The sequence below is a fragment of the Dehalococcoidia bacterium genome, assembly GCA_025060295.1.
Lineage (GTDB): Bacteria > Chloroflexota > Dehalococcoidia > Lucifugimonadales > HRBIN23 > HRBIN23.
The window spans coordinates 155,545-178,038 of record JANXCH010000011.1; the positions used below are offsets into that span (position 1 = coordinate 155,545).

Sequence of the window (22,494 nt, forward strand, 5' to 3'; positions counted from 1 at the left end):
CAGGGCCTCTCCCCAACCTGAAGCCTTCACCCCCGCGGCAGGCACCCGTGTACTCCCCTTGTGTAGACGCCCACCTGCACCTGCTGGCCCTCGCCTCCCGCCTGGTGGGGGTGGAGGTGGCTCCTCCCGCTGTGGTCAGCATCCCCGCCCTGCAGGAGTGCCTGCGCAGGTATGCCCAGACCTTTCCCCCGGGCCAGTGGATTCGGGGCTGGGGCTACGACGACTTCGCCCTGGGACGCCACCCCACTCGCCACGACCTGGACGCCGCCGCCCCCCACCATCCCGTCCGCCTGGTGCATCGCTCGGGCCACGCCTCGGTGCTCAACACCCTGGCCCTGCGCCTGGCCGGCATCTCCCGCGCCACCGACGACCCCCCCGAGGGCCTCCTGGAGCGCGACCTGGACGGCGAGCCGACAGGCGTGCTGGTGGGCCTAGAGGCGTGGCTGGACTCCCGCCTACCACCCCTGCCCCCCGACGCCCTAGACGAAGGCCTGCGCCGTGTCAACGCCCTCCTCGTCTCCCAGGGCATCGCCCTCGTCCACGACGCCACCCACACCAACGACCTGGAGCGCTTCCACCTCCTCCGGCGTGCCCAGGAGCGGGGCCTGCTCACAGTGGGTATCGTGTTCATGCCCGGCATTGCCCACCTGGAGGCCTTTGCGCGGGAGGGCCTACGCCCCGGCCCCGTGGGGAGGGGGATGGTCATCGGCCAGGCCAAGATTATGCTTACCCCCTCCACGGCGGGGCGTCTGCCCAGCCTGGCCGCACTCACCGAGCAGATAGCCGACGCCCCAAAACTCGGCTGGGCGGTGGCTATCCACGCCGTGGAGGAGGAGGCGGTGGCCCTGGCGGTGCAGGCCCTGCGCAGGGTCGGCCCCCCACCGGGACGCCAGCCCCACCGCATCGAGCACGCCGCCGAATGCCCTCCCCCCCTGGTACAGGAGATCAAGGCAGCGGGAGCATGGGTGGTAACCAACCCCCTGTTCCTCTACCACTCCGGCCCGCGCTATCGGGCCACGGTGCCCCCCGAAAAGATACCGTTCCTTTACCCCATCGGCTCCCTGTGGCGGGCGGGGGTGCCCCTGGCCTTCGGCTCCGACGCTCCCGTCACCCTCCCCGACCCTGCCCTGGGCATCCAGACGGCCGTGGAGCGCAAGGGGTATGATGGAGTCGCCCTCACCCCCGAGGAGAGCATCCCCCGGGAGGCAGCCCTCTGGGCCCACACCGTCGGGGGGTGGAGGGTGGCCGGCCTGGACGAGGGAGCCAACCCAGCGCTCTGGGGGTAGGATGGACATCGTGGTCATCGGCGGGGGGTGCTACGGCACCTACCACGCCGGCCAACTGCTGAAGGCGTGCCGGGCGGGGCGTCTGCAGGCGCGGGTCATCGTGGTAGACCGCAACCCCGCCTGTCGGGCCGTCCAGCGCCTAACGGGCGACCCCCACTTCGCCTTCATCTGCCAGGAGTGGGAGGCTTTCCTGCGCCCGTGGCTGTGGGCACCCCCGCCTGATGCCCACCTCGTCCCCGCCCCCTTCACCCCCCATTTGGCCCTGCGCTGGCTGGCCTGGGCAGTGCAGGAGGTTCTAGCGCCCTCCGCCCGGGTGATGGCCGAGCCTCTTCCCCTTCAGCCCCCCATCCCCTTCGTCTACCACGCCCCCGACGGGCAGACCTACGTCTCCTACGCCACCTGGCGCTGCCCCCCCACCTGCATCGAGCCGGACCTCTGCCCCCATACCCGTGGCGCGCGGGATTGGAGCCTGGCTCCCACCCTGGAGGCCTTCGCCCCCTCCCAGGAGGGGGTGCGCCAGTGGTGCATCTTCCCCGTGCGCCACCTGGCCTATGGCATCGCCACCATCCCCGCCCCCCTGTTCCCCCAGGCGCGAGACAGCTTGGTGCAGAGATTTCGCCAAGAGGGGCCTGTGCGGGCGCTGGTGGCCACCGTCTCCCACTGCCACGGGGTAGTGGGTGTGCTGCGGATAGAGCGGGCCTAGAGGGGAAACGCCAGGTACCTATCACCCGTATCGGGGAGGATGGTAACCACCCGCTTGCCCGCCCCCAGGGCTTGGGCCACCTTGAGTGCTGCCCACACATTCGCCCCCGACGAGATGCCCACCAGCAACCCCTCCTCCCGCGCCAGGCGTCCCATGGTGCGAATGGCATCGTCGTCGGTGACGGCTATGACCTCGTCAACGAGGGAGCGGTCCAAAATGGGGGGGACAAAGTCGGGGCCCAGGCCGGGGATGCCGTGATCCCCGGGGCGTCCTTTGGAGAGGAGGGGGGAGCGAGCCGGCTCCACCGCCACCAGGCGCACCTGGGGGTTGTGCTGGCGCAGGCACTGCCCCACGCCCGTGAAGGTGGCCCCCGTCCCTATCCCCGCCACGAAGGCGTCCACCTTCCCCTCGGCGGTCTGCAGGATCTCAGGGCCGGTGCCCTCCCGGTGGGCACGCACTCCAGAAGGGTTCTCAAACTGGCGGAGGAGGAAAAAGCCGTTGCGCTCGGCCAGTTGTGCGGCTACCTTATGGGCACCCGCCATCCCCTCCCCCCCACTGGTGAGGCGGATTTCGGCCCCGAAACGGGCCAAAAGACGCCGTCGCTCCAGGGGGGCCGTCTCGGGCATCACCAGCACCACCCGATACCCCTTCACTGCCCCCAGCAGGGCCAGGGAGACAGCGGTATTGCCCGCGCTGGCCTCCACCACCGTATCCCCGGGGCGCAGGCGCCCTTCTTTCTCGGCCTCCTCCAGAATGGCCCGCACCAGGCGGTCTTTGATGCTCCCCCCGGGGTTGCGCCCCTCCACCTTCACCCACACCTCTGCCGACCCCGCCCCTGGCAAACGCCGCAAGGGGATCATAGGGGTATTGCCGATGAGGTCCAACACACTGGCGGCGCGCAGGGGCATAGCCCTTATCCCCTTGGGATTCGCCCTTATGATAGCGCAGGGCGCCGTGGGGAGCACGGGGGTTTAGTGGGCACGCCCCAGAGCCAGCAGGGCCAGGCGCTGTTCGTAGCGCAGGGCCTCCTCCATTGGCAGGTCAGCCCCGCGCCCCAGGGATTCCTTCAAGAGAGCGACGGCCTCCACGGGAAGGCGAGCGAGGGCGCGGGCGAGGGCATACCCCTCCGCCAGGTGCTGGCCCTTAGGCACTACCCTCTGCACCACACCCCACGCCCACGCCTCCCGGGCCGACAGGCGCCGGTTTGTCAGCAGCATCTCCAGGGTGCGGGAGGGGCCGATGTGGCGGGGCAGGGTCTGGGTGCCCCCCGCAGCGGGGATCATGCCCAAGGCCACCTCGGGCATACCGAACACCGCATCTTCCCCAGCCACGCGCAGGTCGCACAGGAGCGCCATCTCCACCCCCGAGCCGAGGCACCAGCCGTGGATAGCACAGACAAAGGGCTTGGGGATGCTCGCCCAGGTCTCCCACACGGGGCGGATGAAGCGCACCCAGCGGGCGATCACCTGCGAAGGGGCAGTGCCGAACTCGGTGAGGTCCGCTCCGGCGCAGAAGCCCCGCTCCCCCGCCCCGCACACCACCACCACCCGCACCTCCGGGTCATCCCGCAAAGCGTGCAGGACCTCCCACACCTCGTCCCGCATCTGGATGTTGTAGGCATTGATCACCTGGGGACGCCACAGGGTCAGGGTGGCCACACCCTCCTCTTTGGTGAAGCGGATGGTCTGGAAAGCGCTCATCGGCGTCCCCTCTGCTGGCGGCGGCGGAGCCACACCTCTACCGCCCCCAAGGCTCCCCCCATCAGCATCCCCAGCAGAGCAAACCCCACGGCCATCCCCACCGAGCGGAACGCCACCCACCCCACCACCAGGTTCACCACAAACCCCGTCCCCATAGCAATGACCAGAATACGCACCCACCTACCTCCCTTCGTAGGTCGGACGGCGTCGCTCCACAAAGGAGCGGATGCCCTCGGCGCGGTCGCGGGTGCTCTGGAGGATGATGTTCAGGTCGGCCTCCAGGCGCAGGGCGTGCTCTAAGGGCAGGTCTAGCCCCTGCCACACGGCCTCTTTGGCGTAGCGTGCGGCGATGGGGGCCATCTGGGCCAGAGCGTGGGCGAGGGTGCGGGCCTCCTGCGGCAAGGCCTCGGGAGCCACGACGCGGTGCACCAGCCCCAGGCGGAGGGCCTCCGCTGCGTCCACCTCCCGCCCGGTGAGGAGCATGTCCTGTGCCCAGGCGCGCCCCACGATGCGGGAGAGGCGTTGGCTCCCTCCGTCCCAGGGAAGAAGTCCATAGCGCAGGTGAGGCATCTGGAACACGGCCCTGGTGCTGGCCAGGCGCAGGTCGCACGTCAGAAACAGCTCCAGCCCCAGGCCGATGGCAGGGCCGTTGGCCGCCCCGACCACCGGCTTGGGGAATGCCTGCAGGAGCCGTCCCGCCTGCCACTCCTGCAGGTGGCGGACCGCCTGGGTGGGGTCGCTGGGAAGGGGCAACAGCCCCGGTGGAGGAAACGGCCCTGCCGAGAACACCGCCCCCTCCCCCTGCACCAGCACCACCCGCACCCCCTCATCGTGGGCCAAAGCATCCAGGGCGTCGCCCAAGGCGTGCACCAGCGGGGGGTCAATGGGGTTGCCCTCCTGGGGGCGGGCAAGGGTGAGGAGAGCCACCGCCCCCTCTCGCTCCTGGCGCACCACCGGGGCCATGCCCCCCTCCTACGCCGTCGAGGCGACCCCCTCCCGCTCCAGGGCGGTCAGCAGCGCCTCCACCTTTTGGCGAATGGCCTCGCGGATGGCGCGCACCTCGGGGAGGGGACGCCCTTTCGGGTCGGGAAGGCCCCAATCCTCCACCTCCTTCAGCAGGAGGGCGGGGCACGCCTGGGCGTCCACGGCGCACCCCATCACCACCACCCGCCGTGCCCCACGCACCAGTGCATCGGTGAGCAGTTGCGGGCGCTCCCCCGACAGGTCCAGCCCCACTTCGGCCATCACCTGCACCACCTCGGGGTGGAGACGGGTGGCGGGCTCGGTGCCCGCTGCTAGAGCGCGGAAGGGCAGCCCCCTCTGCTGAGCCAAGTGGTTGAACAGGGCCTTGGCCATCTGGCTCCGCCCGGCGTTATGGACGCAGACGAACAGCACATCGGCCATACAGCTCCTTACGGCTTGGCGGGGCGGAAGTAGGGGATAGTAACCTCCTCCGTGGCCTTCCGGAACACCACCTCCACAGGCATGCCGATGTGCACATCCTGGGGCTTGCAGTCCACGATGTTGGTGAACATTCGCACCCCCTCCTCCAGTTCCACCAGAGCCAGCACATAGGGCACTTCCTCGGCATAGCCGGGAGAGCGGTTCTGGTAGGTGATGGTGAAGGTATATACCTTCCCCTTGCCCGAGGCCTTGACCCACTGGGGAGGCTCGGCAGCCCAGCAGTGGGAGCAGAAGCCGCGGGGGTAGAACTGGTACTTCCCGCACTTGGCGCACCTCTGGATGAGCAGTTCCCCCCGCTTACAGGCCTCCCAAAAGGGGCGGGTCTCCCCGCTAATGGCGGGGAGGAGCTTCTTATATTGCTGCGGTGCGGTGGTCATCGGGCGTCCTCCTGGGGAATTAGTCGCGGCCGAGGATCACGGTGCCCCCGCTGTGGCGGGAGCCCAAAGCCCCCCCTGTGCCGTGGCACAGGGCAATAGAGGGGGGTTCGGAGCGGTTACGGCGGGCGTGCACCTGGCGGGGTGTGCCGGCGTAGTCGCCCCGCAGTTGCTTGGTGGCCTCAATGAGCAAGAAGATGCCGCGCATGCCCGGGTGGTTACTGGAGAGGCCGCCCCCGTCGGGGTTGGTAGGCATCTCCCCGTCAATGCGTAGGCGCCCCCCGCTCACGAAGGCTCCCCCCTCCCCCCGCTTACAGAACCCCAGGTTCTCAAAGGTCATCAGCACCGTGATGGTGAAGGAATCGTAGATCATACACATATCAACATCCTGGTGGGTAACGCCGGCCATGCGGAAGGCCTGGGGGGCCGATTGGTAAGCGGCCATCTCCATCAGGTCGCGCCAGCCCCCGCCCTGGTGGGCGATGCTCTCCCCCACTCCTAGCACCCACACGGGCTTCTTCTTCGCCGAGCGGGCCAGGGACGGGGAGGCCACCACCACCGCCCCACCCCCATCGGAGATGACACAGCAATCCAACAGGTGCAGGGGAGACGAGATCATCCGCGAGGTGAGCACATCCTCCACCGTGATGGGGTCGCGATACATCGCGTGGGGGTTCATGGAGGCGTGGTAGCGCATAGTAACGGCGATCTCGGCCAGTTGTTCGGGCTTGGTGCCGTATTCGTGCATATGGCGCTGGGCCACCATGGCGTACAGGCCCACCGTGGTGGTGCCGTAGATGTCCTCGAAGGAGTCGGGGACGGGGGCGATGCGGGCCTGGCCCCAGCGGGTGGCCCCGCCAGTGCCCACGGCCACACCCCCCGAGCGCGCCGTGCTCCCATAGGCGATGACAGCACACTGAATGCGTCCCGCGGCGATGGCCGTCAGGGCGTGGGAAAGGTGAAACTCAAAGGAACCGCCCCCTACATTGGTGCTGTCCACCCAGCGAGGGTAGAGGTTCAGGTAATCGCACAAGCCATAGCCGGTGATCCCGGGGGGCATGGCCGCCACAAAAAGGGCGTCCACATCCTTCTTCTCCAGCCCGGCGTCGTTCAAGGCGCCGATTATGCTCTCGGCGATGATCAACTGCTCACTCTTGTCGGGAGCGTAGCGGGTGGGGTGTTCGTAAACCCCCACAATCGCAGCCGCACGGCGCAAATCCATGCAAGCCTCCTGCACAGCGATATCAGCGGTCGGGCCAGGGGTAGTGTAGCCTCACGCTCCTACTGTGTCAAGGCGCAGAGGGGGGCGCGCCAAGCCCCCGAGGGTAGGGGAAAAACCCCCATTCCCTGAGGCAGACCCCGTCGGCGAAGGAGATGTAAAGGTGCAGGCCAGAGAATATCTTGCGATTTTCGTTACAAAACCTTTGGCCTGGAGCCCGGGCTGTCCCCCAAAACCATGAGACGGTTTTCGTCGCCTTCCTCCTGGCCTCCTGGGACTGTTTTTAGTAATTTGACGAATATCGTCGCTTTGCTCTACCCTGGGCATGGAACGGCCCCCCAGGGCCGTGCCCCGCCCCCCAGGGCGGGAAGGAGGCAACCCATGATGCTGTGGAGGAAAGAGCATAAGATTATAGCCGACGAGAAGACCTTGAAGGGGGGCATAGCCCTGCCCCCTATCTTAGCCCAGGAACTGCTGGGGCGTCCCCTCCCCTTCGGGCACAAGGCGGCGGCGGTGGCTGACCAGGAGGTGGCCATCTACACCACCCCCGACGACCAGACCCTAGACATCCTGGTCCTCACCCCCCGCTAAATCGGGTCCCACACCCCTCTCCACGCGAGGCCACAGCAGGGGCGGACACCAGCGTCCGCCCCTGTGTGTGGAGCACACCCCAGGGACACACGGAACACCCCCCCACCACAGTCGGCCCACCCCAAGGCCCTCTGCCACGCCCGACCCCTCACCCACCCCCCTTGCTCGGCAAGCGCACCCCCCACAGAGAGGAGCACACAGTGAGGCCCTCTTCCAACCCCTTGACAGAACCACAGACGGGGGCTATAACAGTAGCGGGCCGAAGGCCAGGAGGTTACGGCACACCCCTGTGGAGGTATCTGAATGACCCAAGCCTCTCTGGAATCGGTTTTGACCCCCGAAGTCAAGGCTATGATAGGCGTCAAGGGTGAAATAGTGGAATGTTGGGGCACTGTAGACGAGGAGTACCTGCGCCGTTTCATCCAGGCCATTATGGACCCCGACCCCCTCTATTGGGACGAGGAGTACGCCCGCGCCAGCCGTTATGGTGAACGCATCACCCCCCCGATTATGGTCAGTTACCTGCCCAACCGACTCCCCCCAGGGGAGGAGGACCCCGTCACCCGCGCCTTCCGGGAGAACCCCATGTCCGACGGCATCGGCGGCGTGCGCCAGCGGGGCGGCCTCCCCCCCATCCCCACCAAACTGGTGCGCATCCTTAACGCCGGCAACGACATAGAGGTCTACAAGTTCCCCAGCATCGGCGACAAAATCCGCTACCAGAGCATGTATAAAGATATCCAAGCCCACATCGGGCGCGATGGCACCCCCTTCCTCACCGTCGTCACCGAAACCCGCTACTGGAACCAGAAGGGCGAACTCCTCTGCATCACCCGGGCCGCCACCATCCGTCGCTAACCTCACCCCCCACAGGAGAAAGAGCATGGCACTCCCCCTGGAGCAACTCCTCAAATTGCCTCCCGAAGAGATGCTCAAACACAACGAGAAGCCCACCGTGGAACAACTGCGCACCCAACAACAGCGCTACTACGAGGATGTTACCGAGGGCATGGAACTGCCCAAATACATCTACGGCCCCATGACGCCCACCCACATCTTCCGCTGGAGCGCCGCCATTGAAAACTGGCACCGCATCCACTATGACCTGGCCTTCGCTACTCACCACGACCGCCTCCCCAGCATCCTTGTCCAGGGCTCCTGGAAGCAGAGCATCATCCCCTCCTACCTGAAGGACTGGGTGCGCCCCAACGGCTGGTTCTGGAAAGCCAGCTTCCAGCACCGCGCCATGCTCGTCCCCGGCGACATCCTCATCGTCTGGGGCAGAGTCATCAAAAAGTACGTGAAGGAGGGGATGGGCTTCGTGGACCTGGAGATCGGCATGAAGAACCAGGACGGAATTGAAAGTATGCCCGGCACCGCCACCGTCGTCCTCCCCCTCCGCGGGGGGAAACCCATCCCTTACCCCTTCATCCCGCCCAAGGAGTAGACCGTGCCACGCTTCCTCGCTATCGTGAACGCCCCGGGAATCACCGAAGCCCAGTTCCGCAACGCCCTAGACCAGGTGCGTAAGTGGCGCATCGACCCCCGCCACACCATCCTCCGCGCCTCCTGCATCCTCTCCCAGGGACGCATCGTGCTGGAGTGCGACGGCCCCGAGCAGGCCCCCCTGGAGAAGTGGCTCCAAGAGCGGGGCTGGCAGGCAGAGGTCATCCATAAGGTAGACCTAGTGCACGACGGGGGCTATATCTGGAAGGTGTAGGCGGGCATTACCCCTCTACCCCGAGGCGCCGGCGATACTCGGGGTCCCAGAAAGCCAGCGCCCCCCTCCGCACCATCTCCTCGGGCGACACCCGGGGCTCCAACCGGGCATCCCGAGGCACCTGGGCAATAATCCCCTCCTTCTCCAAGTCGCGGACAGCCTCGGGCGTCAAGCCCAGAAGCCCCACCAGGATTGCCTCGTTATGCTCCCCCAATCGGGGGGCCGGCCCTTGGATGCGTGCCGGGATGGTGGCCGCCTTAAAGGGACGGCCGATCAGGGGACGCCGCCCCATCCCCCGCTCCGGCGGATACTCCACACACTCCAGGAAGCCCCGCGCCGCGTAGTGCGGATCGAGATGGATATCCCGGGCATGGAACACGGGGCCAGCCGGGATGCCCACCGCCTGCAGACGCTCTATCAGGTCGTCGCGGTCGTGCCCGCGTGTCCACTCGGCGATCAGGGTATCCAGGGCGTCGTGGTTCTTCAGACGGGAGAGGGAATCGACGAAGCGGGGGTCGTGGGCCAGGTGGGGCTTGCCCATCAGGTCGCACAGAGCGCGCCACTGGGCATCGGTGCCCACAGAGAGGACAATCCACTGGTCATCGCCCCGGGCGGGGTAGACCCCCTGGGGAGCCCGGAAGGGGTGACGGTTGCCCATGCGCGGGGCCACCCGCCCGTTGCCGATGTAATCCATCAGAAACTCCGAGAGAAACATCACCCCACACTGGTACATCCCGATGTCTATCCACTGGCCCTGGCCGGTGCGCTGGCGCAGGCGCAACGCCGCTGCCACGGTGAACACGGCCGTCCACGACGCCAGAAAGTCCACAAAGGATTGCCCTGCTTTGGAGGGCGGGCCGCCAATGTAGCCCGTAACGCCGCAATGGCCGTGGGTGGCCTCCTGGGTGGTGGCTTGGGCCGGGTAGTCAGAGTAGGGGCCGTCGCCGTGCCCGTAGCCCGTGTTGGAGACCATAATGACATCGGGGCGCAGTTTGCGCAGGTTGGGGTAGTCCAGCCCCCACCCCTTCATCACGCGGGGCGTGTAGTTCTCCATCACCACATCGGAAATTTTCACCAACTCGGCGAACAGGGCGCGCCCAGAGGGCTTGCTCAGATCCAGGGTCAGGGACATCTTCCCCCGGTTGAGCACATTGTAAATGGAGGAGCGATTCCACCAGTCCTCTCCGGGGATGTTCTCGGGGAAGGCCCCGCTCAGCGCCCCCACGCGGGTAACATCAATGCGCCCGGGGCCCTCCACCTTGATGACCTCGGCCCCCAAGTCAGCCATCAGCCCCCCCGCATAGGGCAGAGCGAACACATAGGTGGAATCCAGCACCCGCACACCACTGAAGGGGAGGCGTTCCATACCAGCACCCTCCTAAATGGCCCCCACCTGGCGCATGCGCACCAGGTCTTCCCGGCTGTAGCCCAACTGCCCGCAGTAGACCTCGGCGTTATGCTGGCCCAGGAGGGGGGCAGGACGCCGCAACGCATACGGGGTGGCGGAGAGGTTGCACAGCACCGCCGGCACCTTCACCCGCCCCATCACCGGATGCTCCACCTCCCGGTAGAACTGGCGGGCCGCCAGTTGGGGGCACTCCACGAGGTCCCGAGCATCCTGCACGATACCCGCCAGAATGCGCCGTCGCGCCGCCTCCCGGAAGATATCCCACCGCCCGCGCTCCTTGATAGCATCCAACACCAAAGCGTCCACCTCCTCCCCGTGCACCCGCCGCCCCTCGGTGGTAGCGAAGCGAGCGTCCTTCAGTTCGGGCTTCCCCAAAAAGTCGGCGATATCGTCCCAGGTGGCTCCGCCCCCCGTCTGCAGAATCACCCACCCATCCTTGCAGGGCATGGGGTTTGCCAGCATGGTGCCTTGGGGCGGGCGTCGCCCCGGCACACCCCCCATAAAGGCGTAAATGGGCAGGGTGCTCACCAGAGTGGAGGCCACCACCTCGGTGATGGAGATGTCCAGGTGGTGCCCCTGGCCCGTGGTGCTGGCCGACAGGAGGGCCACCGCGGTGGCTGCTGCCCCGAAAAGGCCTGCGTCATACTGGGCCTGGTTGCCCCCGTGCTTGAGGGGCTCCCGGTCGGCCGTCCCGCTGATAAACATGATGCCCGACATGGCGTAGGCGACAATCTCCTCGCCGGCGAAGCGACTATAGGGGCCTGTCTGCCCGAAGGGCGTAATAGAGGTGAGCACCAGGCGGGGGTTGCGCTCGGCCAGGCGGGGATAGTCCAGCCCCAAACGCCCCAAATACCCCGGCGGGAAGCTCTCCACCACCACATCTGCACGCTCCACCAGCTCCAGGAACAAGCGCTGCCCCAGAGCCGTCTCCAGGTTCAGGGTGATGCCCCGCTTGTTCAGGTTCAGCACCAGGAAAAAGAGGCTCTTTTCGGGATGGGGATCGTCGTGCAGGAAGGGGCCGGTGTGGCGGAGGGGGTCTCCCGCAGGGGGCTCAACTTTGAGCACCTCCGCCCCGTAGTCGCCCAATAGGCGAGCGCAGAAGGGGCCGGCGATGCCCTGGGACAGGTCTAGGACAGTAACGCCTTCCAGCAGACCAGCAGGCATGGCGGTGGTTACCTATCACGGGGAAGGAGGGGTGTCTACCCCTCCTTCCCCTCCACCAGTGTAGGGCGAGGCTTTTTTGAGGTGCTAGCCCCGCATAGTATCGGGGCGCTGGGGACTGCGAATGGGCTCCCGCCAGGGGCTAATCCCTCCTTCATAGACCTTGGGCCCCTTGAGGAAGTGCTTGGCCTGCTCAAAGGTCTCGATGAAGGGGGCGTTGGGGTCATAGAGGCGGTCGTGGGTGGGGCGGGGGCCCGCCTTGGAGACATGCCCCAGGGCAGGACGCCCCGTAACCTCCTCCAGCATCCAGACGCATTCAATCAGTTTATCCAGGTTCACGCCCATATCAATGCCCATATCCTGGAGCATATGCATCACATCCTCGGTGGGCATCTGGCCAGTGGCGCGCCCATTCCCACAGTAGGGGCATCCCCCAATCCCCCCGATGGTGCCATCAATCTGCAGGGTATCCCGATCGGCGTCCAGGACACGCAGGGCGGCGTAGGCACTGGTGAGGGCCATGCCCCGGGCGTTGTGCAGGTGGAGGTTGAAGGTGGTGATGGAGGGCCACCTCTCCTTGATGGCCCAGATTTGCGCCTCCACCACATCGGGCCGGCACCAACTCATAGGGTCCCCCAGGAACACATGGGTCACGGGGATTCCCGCCTGCTCCCAGAGGCGATACTGACGCTCCAGCAGGGCCATGCGCTCGTCCTGGGTGAAGGGCCCCACGAAATTGGAGCCCCACGCTGCGTTCACCCCGATGCCCGCCTGCTTGGCCCCGGCTTCCTGAGCACGGGCGACGACCTGGGGCCACTGCTGAATTTCGTCCTCCTGGGTGCGGTTCCAGTTGCGCCGCACGAACACATCACACATGTGGCACATGGTGCTCGGCACCTCCCGCTCCAGGGTCAGGGGCGGGCTGAACTTGCGGGCCTGCTCCTGATAACGCCCCGGGGCCACCAAGGCCGTGAACTTCACCCCAGGGGGCGGGGGCTTGATGCGAGAGACGATCTCCTCTATGCGCGCCATTTGGGGCGTATAGCGGGGGCTCACAAAGGAACCGATGACGATAGTCTTCAGCCCCGTCTGCGCAAGGGCGTCGATCAGGGCCACCTTATCTTCCACCGGGATGTTCATGTCCTCAATCTGCATCCCCTCCCGCATCCCCTCCTCTTTGTATTCCACCCGGGGCCACTTCCGCTGAGCCATACAACCCTCCTTCTGCCATTTTTTACCGCGTGCCGCGGGAATCTACCCTTTGGGCTTCTCCAGATAGACCTGGGGGGCAGAGAGGAACTTACTGCGGCACTCCACCCCACAGAAATAGAACCACTGGCCGTTGTAGAACATCCGCGTGCCTTTCTCGGCGGTGATTTCGGCGGCACCGAACATGGTCATCCCGCTGGCCTGCTGAACGGCCTTCTCATCTATCTCCTTGCCACAGACGGGGTCCCGAGCCATAGGACGCCTCCCTCTGCCTGGTTGCGGGGTGTCTTATACAGAACTGGAGATCGCCTCGGACGGGGAGACCCCTAACCGCACAGGGCCGGGGGTATCCAGCAGGGCACGGGCGACCCGTGCCCGATGTTCAAAGGTAGTGCCCAGGCGCATGGTCCAGGCCGCCACCCGCCGATACCACAGGTGCAGGGGGAACTCCTCTATGAAGCCGATGCCCCCGTGAATCTGCTGGGAGGAGCGCACCACAGCCTGACACTTCTCGTTGCAGAAGGCCTTGGCCTGGGACACCTCCACGCTAGCGGGCAGACCCTCCCCCAACCGCCACAGGGCCTCATAGGTCAGGAGCTGGCACCCGTCCAGCCAGATGAGCATATCAGCCATCAGGTGCTGGAGGGCCTGGAAGGAGCCGATGGGGCGCCCGAAGGCGATGCGCCGTTTGGAATACTCCCACGCCATCTCGGCATCCTTGCGGGCAGCGCCCACCATCTGGGCGCACAGCAAAGCAGTGGCCCGGTCCAGCATCTGCTCAATGATGGGCCACCCCCCGTGCACCGCCCCCACCACCCCTGTGCGGGGCACCCGCACCCCCGCAAAGGTAACCTGGAACTGCTTGTCCCGCGCCAGGGTGATGAGGGGCGTCAGGGAGATACCAGGGGCCTTGGTGGGCACCAGAAAGAGGGTGAGGCCGGCCGCCTCCGACGACGGGGGGGCGGTCCGACACGCCACCAAACAGTAATCAGCAATGTGAAAGTTGTCCACAAACACCTTGCTCCCCGTGAGGAGGAAGCCATCCCCTTGGGGAACAGCCTGCATCTGCACCGCCTCGGGCACCAGGCGGGGGTCGGCCTCCTGGAAGGCCCAGGTGAGAATCACCTCCCCCCGGGCCACGGCGGGGAGGATAGTCCGCTTCTGCTCGGGGGTGCCATCGCGGGCGATGGTCAGGGCGGCGGTCATAGTGGAGTGGAAGGGCACGGGGGCGATGGCGCGCCCGATTTCCTCCATCACCAGGCCCAAATGGGTGAGGGGCAAGCCTGCCCCCCCGTATTCCTCGGGCAGGGCCAAGCCCAGCCACCCCAACTCGGCCATCTTCCGCCACAGGTCGGGGGAATAACCCTTCTCGTCCTTCTCCATAGCCCGCACCAGGGAGACGGGGCATTCCCGCTCCAGCACCTCCCGGGCGGAGCGTCGGAGCATCTCCTCTTCTTCATTGGGCAGGACATCCATAGCCTTTCCCCTTACAGCAATGGTGGGAGGTGATACGGAGATCCGTCAGCCACGGGGCAGGCCCAAACCGCGACGGGCCACCTGATCGCGCATGACCTGGACGCTCCCGTGGTTGATGCCCGACTGGAAGGCCCCCAACAGGTTGTGGGCGAAGATGCCCTTCTCAATGTTGAGGGGGGAGCCGTTCATCAGCTGGGCATAGGGGCCGAGGATTTGGGCGATAGTCTCGGTGGTGCGCACGCCGTGCTCGGGTGCCCACACCTTTTCGGCCGAGCCTTCATAGGTGAAGTTCCCGCCCCGCTCCACGATGGCCATACTCCGCAAGGTCATCAGGCGGCACACCTGGGCCTCTATCCACAGCTCGGCGATGCGGTCGCGGATGGCGGGGTCGCTTCCTATCCTGCGGGCGACGGGGTGGCCGTTATCCCGGTGGGCCTTGGCCCAGTTGATGATGTCCTCATCCCGCTTCACCGAGATGAGGTAGCGCCATGCCCCCACCCGGTCCAGGTTCAGGCCCGCCGCCCCGATATACCAGCCCTGGTTCTCCGGCCCCAGGCGGCACGACACGGGCACCCGCACATTGTCAAAGAACACCTCGTTAGTGCGGGCAGTGCCGTAGGTGGTGCCCCGGGGGGCACGGGGGTTATTCTGAATGGTCCACAAGGGGCGCACCGTGATGCCGGGGGTATCCATAGGGACGATAAGGATGGAGATGCCCCGATGCCGTTCGGCGTTGGGGTCGGTGCGCACCATCATGTAGATGTGCGTAGCGTAGTGGGCAGCCGAGGTGAACATCTTCTGGCCGTTGATGATGTAGAAGTCCCCGTCCCGCACGGCGCGACACTGCAAGCCGGCCAGGTCGGCCCCGGCCTGGGGCTCGGTGAAGCCCAGGGCGAAGACGAACTCCCCCTTCAAGATGCGGGGGATGTAGTACTTCTTCTGCTCCTCGGTGCCGGCGGCCAGGATGGCGGGCACCCCGCTCCCCACCACCTCAATGGGGATGCCAGCGCGGGCGAACTCCTCCTCCACCAGGTATTGGTCTACTCGGCTCCCCCCCTGGCCCCCGTACTCCTTGGGGACGGCGATGCCGATCCACCCCCGCTCATAGATCTTACGGCGCAGTTCTAGGTACCGGGGGCCGCGCCCGGCGTCAGCCCCCTCATCCTCGAGCTCCTGCAATACCTCCGGAGTCACATGCTCCCGAATAAACGCCCGCACCTCCTCAATCAGGGCCTTCTGCTGGGGAGTCCATTCGAACCGCATAGAGATTTCTCCTCGCCGTCTCGCTTCTCATCACACCCTCTTGGCACACCTCACCCTCAGGCAACCTGCGCCTCTAGCATAGCACAGGGCAAGGCTCTGTCAAGGACAAGGGAGGGGCCTAGCGCCCCCGCACCTTGGGGTCCTGCACATCCCGCCGGGCATCCCCGACCAGGGTGAAGCCCAGCGCCAGCAGGCATGGCCGCCCCGGGGAAGATGACAAGCCACCGAGCGGTCTGGGCGAACTGCTGGGTACCGCCCGTGAGCATACGCCCCCAGGAGGAGTGGGGCGGGGGCACCCCCCAGCCCCAGAAAACTGAGGGGGCTCCCACAGGATGGGGTTGCCCACCTGCACCGCCTCCACGATGAGAAGGGGGCCACCACAGTGGGGAGCACATGCAGGGCCATAGTGCCCCGGTGGCTGGCCCCGACGGCCCGCCGCCTCTCCATACACATTCCCGCTTGACCGGCAGCACCGCCACGCATAGCACCCCCGTGGGGGGCGACGATGCGGGTTTCCCCTAAGCCCGTCCGCCCACCTGCCCCAATAGTCACAGCCACGCTAAAGAGCCCTAGCGCTCCCACGGGGTCTTCCAGACACGATGTCAAGAGGTACGGGGGCGGGACTTTTTCGCGGGCCTGGCGGGCCGGCAGGGGCTTCTGCTAGAATAGGGTTACCCCTGCGGTGCTCCATCTTCACCCCAAGGAGGGAGCATGGGCGACAGCCAGAGCACTGCATCAATTGCCCCCGGCAAGCACCGCACCCTCGGCCTCACCCCCGAAGACCTCCTGGACATGTACGCCAAAATGGTGCTCACCCGTGTTCTGGACCAGCGGGTGTGGGCCCTCAACCGCCAGGGGAAGGTGGCTATCGTCGGCTCCTGCACCGGCCACGAAGGGGCTCAGGTGGGGGCCATCTGGGCGATGGACAGAACCCGCGACCTCTTCTTTACTTTCTACCGCGACCTGTGCGCTCTGCTCACCCTGGGCATTACCCCCAAGGAGATGCTTTTGGGCTACATGGCCAAAGCGGGTGAACCCATGAGTGGGGCGCGCATGTTCCCTGGGCACGGCGTTTACCCCAAGTATCGGGTCATCAACCTCTCCAATGTGGTGGGGGCCCAGATGACCAAAGCTGTCGGCGCAGCCCTGGCCGCCAAGATACGCAAAGACCCCACCGTCGTCTTCGTCTCCTTCGGCGACGGTGCCACCAGCCAGGGGGAGTGGCACGAGGCCCTCAACTTCGCTGGGGTGCATCGTCTGCCCATCCTCTTCTTCTGCCAGAACAACCGCTGGGCCATCTCCGTCCCCCAGCATAAGCAGATGGCCATCCCCGATGTGGCCATCCGCGCCCAGGGGTATGGCTTCCCCGGCGTGGTGGTGGACGGCACAGACCCTTTAGAGGTGCTGAAGGTCACACGGGAGGCGGCTCAACGGGCGCGGAGTGGGGGTGGCCCCACCCTTATCGAGGCTAAGGTGGAGCGCCTCATGCCCCACACCAGCGACGACGATGACCGCCGCTACCGCCCGAAGGACGACCTGGAAAAGGCCAAGGCCCGCGACCCCATAGAGCGCTTCCGCACCTACCTGCAGAGCGAGGGCATCCTCACCGAGAGCCAGGACAAGGCTATCTGGACGCGGGCGCAGGCCGAGGTGGACGAGGCCACCGAGGTCGCCGACAAGGCCCCCTATCCCGACCCCTCTACCCTGCTGGACCACATGTGGGCCACCCCGCCCGGCCGCCAGGGGGTGTAACCATGCCGGTGAAGACGGTTCTGGAGGCCATCCGCGACGCTATGCGGGAGGAGATGCGCCGCGACCCCCGCGTCATCATCCTGGGAGAGGACATCGGGCGACGGGGGGGCGTGTTCTTGGCCACCGAGGGGTTCATTGACGAGTTCGGCGAGGAGCGGGTGATTGATACCCCCCTGGCCGAGGCGTCTATCGTGGGCATCGCCGTGGGGGCCGCCCTCAACGGCCTGCGCCCCATCGCCGAAATCCAGTTCACCGACTTCATCTGGCCCATCGTCAACCAACTGGTGGGGGAGGCTGCCCGCCACCACTACGGCACCAACGGCCAGGTGCGTGTCCCCATCGTTGTCCGCTCCCCCTATGGGGGCATGGTGCGGGGGGGCCTCTACCACTCTCAGAGCGCCGAGGGCTTCTTTTACCATTGCCCCGGCCTGAAGGTCGTTTGCCCCTCCACCCCCTACGACGCCAAGGGCCTGCTCAAATCGGCCATCCGCGACGATGACCCTGTCCTGTTCTTTGAGCACAAGCGCACCTACCGCACCGTGCGGGGCGAGGTCCCTGACGGCGACTACACCATCCCCATCGGCGTCGCCGATGTGAAGCGGGAGGGGCGCGACCTCTCGGTGTTCTCCTATGGCCTTACCCTGCACTACTGCCTGCAGGCCGCCGAGGCCCTGGCCAAAGAGGGCATCCAGGTAGAGGTTGTGGATCTGCGCACCGTCAAGCCCCTGGACAAGCAGTCCATCCTGGCCTCGGTGAAGAAGACGGGGAGAGCCCTCATTGTGCACGAGGACAACCTGACAGGGGGCGTGGGGGCCGAGGTGTCTGCCATTATCGCCGAGGAGGGGTTCACCGACCTGGACGCCCCCATCCGCCGTCTGTGTGGCCCCGATGTGCCCGCCATGCCCTTCGCCCCCACCCTGGAGCAGGCCTTCATGCCCACCACCGAGAAGATCATCGAGGCCATGCGCAACCTGGCCCGCTATTAGCGCGGGGGAGGCTCGCCCTATGCCTGTGCGCATTGAACTCCCCCATGTGGGGGAATCGGTAACCGAAGGGGTCATCCAGAAGTGGCTCAAACAGCCGGGGGAAAGGGTCAAGAAGTACGAGCCCCTGGCAGAGGTGGTTACCGACAAGGTAACGATGGAGTTCCCCTCGCCGGTGGACGGGGTGTTGGTGCGCCACTTGGTGCCCGAGGGGGCCACCGTCCCCATGGGGAGCGCCATTTGCGAGATAGAGACGGCCGAAGCCCCTGCGCCGGCTGCGCCCCCTGCGCCCAAGCCCCCCCCCGCCGTGATGGAGGAGCCGTCCCCCAGCATGGTGCTGGGGCCGACGGGCCTACGCCCGCGGGAGGAGCCTGCGCCCACCCCCCCTGCTCCCACGGCAGGGCGGGAGCGCCCACCCCTCTCCCCGGTGGTGCAGCGCCTGGTGGCCGAGCACGGCATTACCCCGCAGGAACTCGAGAGCATTCAGGGCACGGGCCTGGGCGGGCGCATCACCAAGCAGGACATCCTGCGCTACCTGGAGGCCCGTTCTGCCCCCACCCCTGCGCCCGCTCCCGCCGCCCCGCCTGCACCCATTCCCGCTTCCCCACCCCCAGCCCCCGCCCCGGCCCGCCCCACCCCGGGGGCCGATGAGGAGGTGGTGCCCCTCACCCCCGTGCGCCGCACCATCGCCGAGAACATGGCCCGCGCCGCACGGGAAATCCCCATGGCCTGGAGCATGGTGGAGGTGGATGTCACGGCCCTGGCCCGCTGGCGGGAAACCATCAAGGACGAGTTTGAGCGGAAGGAGGGGGTGGAACTCACCTTCCTCCCCTTTGTGGTGAAGGCGGTGGTGGAGGCCCTCAAGGAGAACCCCCTGGTCAACGCCACCTGGGGAGGGGACAAGATCATCCTCAAAAAGCGCATCCACATCGGCATTGCGGTGGCGGCACCCCAGGGGTTGGTGGTACCCGTCATTCACGACGCTGACCGCCTCAGCATCGCCGGCCTGGCCAAGGCTATTCACGACAAGGTCCAGCGGGCGCGGGCCAACCGCCTTACCCTGGACGATGTGCATGGGGGCACCTTCACCGTCAACAACACGGGGGCATTAGGCTCGGTGCTCTCCCAGGCCATCATCAACTACCCCCAGGCGGCCATCCTCACCACCGAGCGGGTGGTCAAGCGCCCCGTGGTGGTGGACGACGCCATCGCCATCCGCCATATGATGAACATCACTGTTACCTTTGACCACCGTATCTTGGACGGGCATCAAATAGGGGCCTTCACCCAGGCGGTGAAGCGCCGCCTGGAGAGCATGGGCCCCCAGACACCCCTTTACTAGAAGGGTATCCCACCTATGCGTTTGTCTTCCCCCCTGTGGGTCGCCGACCTGGGGACCATGCCCTACCGCCCCTGCTGGACACTTCAGCACAGGCTTCTGGAGGGGCGCGCCCAGGGACGGGTGGGCGACCTCCTTCTGCTGGTGGAGCATCCCCCCGTCATCACGCTAGGGCGCAGAGGCACCCTGGATGATGTGCGGGTGCCCCTGGAAGCCCTCTCCATCCAGGGTGTAGAGGTGATTCCCGTAGACCGCGGCGGCCAGGCCACCTTCCACGGCCCCGGCCAACTGGTGGGCTACCCCATTATCCACCTGCGGGAACGGGGCCTGGGGCCGGTGGCCTTCGTCCGCCTGCTGGAGGAGGCCCTCATCACCGCCTTGCAACGGCTGGGCATTGGGGCCACTCGCCGCCCCGGCCTCACGGGGGTGTGGGTGGGCGAGGAGAAAGTGTGCGCTATCGGCCTGCGGGTCAGCCGCGCCATCACCATGCACGGCTTCGCCCTGAATGTCTCCACCGACCTCTCCTGGTTCTCGGCCATCGTCCCCTGCGGGATGCCCGATGCCGGGGTAACCTCCATCGTGAAGGTATTGGGGCGTCCTGTGGACATGGGAGAGGTCAAAGCCCTGGTCGCCCGGAGCCTTGCCGAGCACCTGGGGGCCTTTCTGGAATGGCTCCCTCGCCAACAGGTAGAGCGTCTCGTGGGGACGCCCGTCCCCGCTACGCCCTGAAAGGAGTGCTATGCGCATCTCCCCCCGCCTGCCCTATCGGGAGTTCGTCCGCCAGCGCCGTCCCGTTGTCGTAGCCCATCGGGGGGCTATGGCCTTCGCCCCCGAGAACACCATCGCCGCCTTCACCCTGGCCCTGGAGCAGGGGGCCGAGGTGATTGAACTGGATGTGCACCTGTCCAAAGACGGCATCCCCGTGGTCATCCACGACCACACCTTAGAGCGCACCACCAACGGCAAGGGGCTGGTGAGCGCCCACACCTTTGAGGCCCTGCGCACCCTGGACGCGGGGGCGTGGTTTGACCCCGCCTTCGCCGGCCAACGCATCCTCTCCTTGGGGGAAGTGCTGGCGTGGGCACAGGGGCGTGCCTACCTGAAGATTGAACTGAAGACCCTCCCCATGCGCTACCCCGGCATAGAGGAGAAGGTGCTAGTGCTCCTGCAACGCTGGGATATGGAGGAGCAGGTGGAGGTGTTCTCCTTTGACCATCCCTGCGTGCGGCGCTTTAAGCAGATGGCCCCCCACATCCCTGTGGGGGTGTGCTACAGCGCCGATGTGGGCGACCATGTGGCCCTGGCCCGCTACGCCGGGGCCGAGGTGCTTCACCCCCACTGGACGGCCATCTCCCGGGAGATGGTGGAGAAGGCCCACGCCGCCGGCCTCTGGGTGGACGCCTGGACGGTCAACGACCCCCAGGTGGTCCGCACCCTGGTGGAGTGGGGTGTGGACTTCCTCAAGACCGATGCCCCGGCACAGATACGGGAGGCGCTGGGGCAGAGGTAGCAGGGCGCACCCGCCACCCCGCCACCAGCACCAGTAGGCTCCCCACCAGTAGAAGCCCCAGGAACAGCAGGAAGGGCAAGCGGTAGGTGCCTGTGGTGTCATACAGGAGGCCTGCCACCGCTCCCCCCGCCGAGGCCAAGGAGAAGGTGATGGCAAACAGCACCCCCAGGATGGCCCCCAGGGCAGCGGTGCCGAAATAGAGCGCCCCCAGGATAGGCTGGAACACCGTGGTGGCCGACATGGCCAGCCCTACAAGGGCTGCCGATACATAGGCCGTCCAGGGCGCGCCCACCATCACCAGCAGGAGCACCGCCAGCGCCCCCAGCCCATAGGCCACCGCCAACGGATAGTGGGGGCGGAAGCGCTCCGACAGGAGCGCCAGCCCCAACTTCCCCCCCACATGGGAAAAGGCCAGCAGCGCAATGGCCCACACCCCCCTCTGCAGGGAGACGCCCCGGTCGGCCAGGAAGGGGACCATGTGGGCGCCAATACCGCTGAGCGCCAGGTTGGCCGACACGAAGGCCAACGCCAGCACCCAGAACTCTCGGCTGCGCAGGGCGTCGCCCAGGCTGGTGCCCCGCTCGGTGCGTCCACTCCGGGCAACGGGAGGCGAGGCTGCCCTTCGGAAGAGGGTGTGTCCTAACAAGACCAATATCCCTGCCGATACCACCCCAAAGAGCACCAGCGTCCACCGCCACCCCATCACTGTGATCAGCAAAGGAATGAGCGGAGCCAGCAGGATGCCCCCACTCCCCATGCCCGTGTGGGCGATGCCGATGGCCAGCGCCCTCCGACGGGGGAAGGTGCGGGCCAACACTGCCCCCATGGGCACATGCCCCATCAGCGTAAAGCCCAGATAAGCCAGGGTGTAACTGAGGTACAGGTGCCAGGGTGCCCGAATGAGGGCGATGAGCACCAATCCCCCGCCCATGGTTAGCGCCCCGGCGATGACGAGGCGATGCACGCTGTAGCGGTCAGCCAGCCGACCGATGAGGGGGGTGGCTAAAGCCGACAGCGCCCCCCCCAACGAGAACGCCCCAGCGATCAGACCTCGCCCCCACCCGAAGGTGCGCTCCCACTCCACCAGAAAGATACCGTTAGCGTGCCACAGAACCGCCAACCCCAGCAAGAACACCGTCCACGCCGCAGCGATGAGGGGCCACCCAGAAGCGATGGTGGGGATGGGCCGTGCGGGGGCAACGGGGGTCAGAATGCCCGCTGGAGCGGGCTCATTCAGGCCCCCCGAAGGAGGCCTGAGGGTTTGTCGTCGTTCCATAGCGCCGGCGACTCAAGAGAGACGCCTTACATTTATCATCCCAGAACGGCCGCGGGCTGT

General features: G+C 66.5%; 25 protein-coding genes. 11 read left to right on the plus strand and 14 right to left on the minus strand.

Going from position 1 to position 22,494, the window contains the following annotated elements; translation table 11 throughout:
• Window positions 1-47: 47 nt before the first annotated feature.
• Both NZ951_05845 and NZ951_05850 read left to right on the plus strand, forming a co-directional pair.
• A complete protein-coding gene (locus tag NZ951_05845) occupies window positions 48-1,286 on the plus strand; it encodes an amidohydrolase family protein (protein ID MCS7207437.1) in 1,239 nt (412 codons plus the stop codon).
• A 1-nt stretch (window position 1,287) separates the two neighbouring features.
• The gene (locus NZ951_05850; protein ID MCS7207438.1) at window positions 1,288-1,989 is read left to right on the plus strand and encodes a hypothetical protein; all 702 of its coding nucleotides are present in this window, start codon (window positions 1,288-1,290) and stop codon (window positions 1,987-1,989) included.
• Here NZ951_05850 and cysK read toward each other — a convergent pair.
• The 7 genes from cysK to NZ951_05885 form a co-directional block, all read right to left on the minus strand.
• The gene (gene cysK, locus NZ951_05855) at window positions 1,986-2,897 is read right to left on the minus strand and encodes a cysteine synthase A (protein MCS7207439.1); all 912 of its coding nucleotides are present in this window, start codon (window positions 2,895-2,897) and stop codon (window positions 1,986-1,988) included. The genes NZ951_05850 and cysK overlap by 4 nt on opposite strands.
• 63 nt (window positions 2,898-2,960) lie before the next feature.
• Complete coding sequence (locus tag NZ951_05860; protein MCS7207440.1) at window positions 2,961-3,689, minus strand: enoyl-CoA hydratase/isomerase family protein; 729 nt, start codon at window positions 3,687-3,689, stop codon at window positions 2,961-2,963.
• Entirely contained in the window at window positions 3,686-3,865 is a 180-nt protein-coding gene (locus NZ951_05865) for a hypothetical protein (protein MCS7207441.1), read from the minus strand. The genes NZ951_05860 and NZ951_05865 overlap by 4 nt, the downstream gene beginning before the upstream one ends.
• A gap of 4 nt (window positions 3,866-3,869) precedes the next feature.
• Entirely contained in the window at window positions 3,870-4,652 is a 783-nt protein-coding gene (locus NZ951_05870) for an enoyl-CoA hydratase/isomerase family protein (protein MCS7207442.1), read from the minus strand.
• Between the two features lie 9 nt (window positions 4,653-4,661).
• Complete coding sequence (locus NZ951_05875) at window positions 4,662-5,093, minus strand: arsenate reductase ArsC (GenBank protein ID MCS7207443.1); 432 nt, start codon at window positions 5,091-5,093, stop codon at window positions 4,662-4,664.
• 8 nt (window positions 5,094-5,101) lie between these two features.
• A complete protein-coding gene (locus NZ951_05880; protein ID MCS7207444.1) occupies window positions 5,102-5,530 on the minus strand; it encodes a Zn-ribbon domain-containing OB-fold protein in 429 nt (142 codons plus the stop codon).
• A gap of 19 nt (window positions 5,531-5,549) precedes the next feature.
• Window positions 5,550-6,749, minus strand: coding sequence for a hypothetical protein (locus NZ951_05885; protein ID MCS7207445.1), 1,200 nt, complete (start codon window positions 6,747-6,749; stop codon window positions 5,550-5,552).
• Between the two features lie 378 nt (window positions 6,750-7,127).
• Here NZ951_05885 and NZ951_05890 point away from each other — a divergent pair, with 378 nt between their 5' ends.
• The 4 genes from NZ951_05890 to NZ951_05905 all read left to right on the plus strand — a co-directional run bounded on the left by NZ951_05890 (window position 7,128) and on the right by NZ951_05905 (window position 9,057).
• Window positions 7,128-7,337, plus strand: coding sequence for a hypothetical protein (locus NZ951_05890; protein MCS7207446.1), 210 nt, complete (start codon window positions 7,128-7,130; stop codon window positions 7,335-7,337).
• 303 nt (window positions 7,338-7,640) lie between these two features.
• Entirely contained in the window at window positions 7,641-8,195 is a 555-nt protein-coding gene (locus NZ951_05895) for a MaoC family dehydratase N-terminal domain-containing protein (GenBank protein MCS7207447.1), read from the plus strand.
• A gap of 25 nt (window positions 8,196-8,220) precedes the next feature.
• Window positions 8,221-8,784, plus strand: coding sequence for an acyl dehydratase (locus NZ951_05900; protein MCS7207448.1), 564 nt, complete (start codon window positions 8,221-8,223; stop codon window positions 8,782-8,784).
• Between the two features lie 3 nt (window positions 8,785-8,787).
• A complete protein-coding gene (locus NZ951_05905) occupies window positions 8,788-9,057 on the plus strand; it encodes a hypothetical protein (GenBank protein ID MCS7207449.1) in 270 nt (89 codons plus the stop codon).
• A 7-nt stretch (window positions 9,058-9,064) separates the two neighbouring features.
• On the opposite strand, the gene NZ951_05910 is transcribed toward NZ951_05905, so the two are convergent.
• From NZ951_05910 to NZ951_05935, 6 genes are all read right to left on the minus strand, one after another.
• Complete coding sequence (locus NZ951_05910; GenBank protein MCS7207450.1) at window positions 9,065-10,423, minus strand: CoA transferase; 1,359 nt, start codon at window positions 10,421-10,423, stop codon at window positions 9,065-9,067.
• Window positions 10,424-10,435: 12 nt separating this feature from the next.
• The gene (locus NZ951_05915; GenBank protein ID MCS7207451.1) at window positions 10,436-11,629 is read right to left on the minus strand and encodes a CoA transferase; all 1,194 of its coding nucleotides are present in this window, start codon (window positions 11,627-11,629) and stop codon (window positions 10,436-10,438) included.
• 84 nt (window positions 11,630-11,713) lie between these two features.
• On the minus strand, window positions 11,714-12,838 hold the full coding sequence (locus NZ951_05920; GenBank protein ID MCS7207452.1) for a citramalate synthase: 1,125 nt from the start codon (window positions 12,836-12,838) through the stop codon (window positions 11,714-11,716).
• Between the two features lie 42 nt (window positions 12,839-12,880).
• A complete protein-coding gene (locus NZ951_05925; protein ID MCS7207453.1) occupies window positions 12,881-13,090 on the minus strand; it encodes a hypothetical protein in 210 nt (69 codons plus the stop codon).
• A gap of 33 nt (window positions 13,091-13,123) precedes the next feature.
• Window positions 13,124-14,311, minus strand: coding sequence for an acyl-CoA/acyl-ACP dehydrogenase (locus NZ951_05930; protein MCS7207454.1), 1,188 nt, complete (start codon window positions 14,309-14,311; stop codon window positions 13,124-13,126).
• A 45-nt stretch (window positions 14,312-14,356) separates the two neighbouring features.
• On the minus strand, window positions 14,357-15,574 hold the full coding sequence (locus NZ951_05935) for an acyl-CoA dehydrogenase family protein (protein ID MCS7207455.1): 1,218 nt from the start codon (window positions 15,572-15,574) through the stop codon (window positions 14,357-14,359).
• A 738-nt stretch (window positions 15,575-16,312) separates the two neighbouring features.
• Between NZ951_05935 and NZ951_05940 the strand changes: the two genes are divergently transcribed.
• Genes NZ951_05940 through NZ951_05960 form a run of 5 tightly spaced genes read left to right on the plus strand, consistent with a single transcriptional unit; the run spans window position 16,313 to window position 21,158 of the window.
• Entirely contained in the window at window positions 16,313-17,326 is a 1,014-nt protein-coding gene (locus tag NZ951_05940) for a thiamine pyrophosphate-dependent dehydrogenase E1 component subunit alpha (GenBank protein ID MCS7207456.1), read from the plus strand.
• A gap of 2 nt (window positions 17,327-17,328) precedes the next feature.
• Complete coding sequence (locus tag NZ951_05945; GenBank protein MCS7207457.1) at window positions 17,329-18,312, plus strand: alpha-ketoacid dehydrogenase subunit beta; 984 nt, start codon at window positions 17,329-17,331, stop codon at window positions 18,310-18,312.
• 19 nt (window positions 18,313-18,331) lie between these two features.
• A complete protein-coding gene (locus NZ951_05950; protein MCS7207458.1) occupies window positions 18,332-19,651 on the plus strand; it encodes a 2-oxo acid dehydrogenase subunit E2 in 1,320 nt (439 codons plus the stop codon).
• A gap of 15 nt (window positions 19,652-19,666) precedes the next feature.
• Window positions 19,667-20,377 carry a lipoyl(octanoyl) transferase LipB gene (lipB, locus tag NZ951_05955; protein MCS7207459.1) on the plus strand — a complete coding sequence of 237 codons (711 nt, stop codon included), beginning with the start codon at window positions 19,667-19,669 and terminating at the stop codon, window positions 20,375-20,377.
• 10 nt (window positions 20,378-20,387) lie between these two features.
• Window positions 20,388-21,158, plus strand: a complete 771-nt coding sequence (locus tag NZ951_05960; GenBank protein MCS7207460.1) for a glycerophosphodiester phosphodiesterase — start codon at window positions 20,388-20,390, stop codon at window positions 21,156-21,158.
• Here the strand turns inward: NZ951_05960 and NZ951_05965 are convergent.
• Window positions 21,109-22,434, minus strand: coding sequence for an MFS transporter (locus tag NZ951_05965; GenBank protein ID MCS7207461.1), 1,326 nt, complete (start codon window positions 22,432-22,434; stop codon window positions 21,109-21,111). The two genes, NZ951_05960 and NZ951_05965, sit on opposite strands and share 50 nt — an antisense overlap.
• Window positions 22,435-22,494 lie beyond the last annotated feature (60 nt).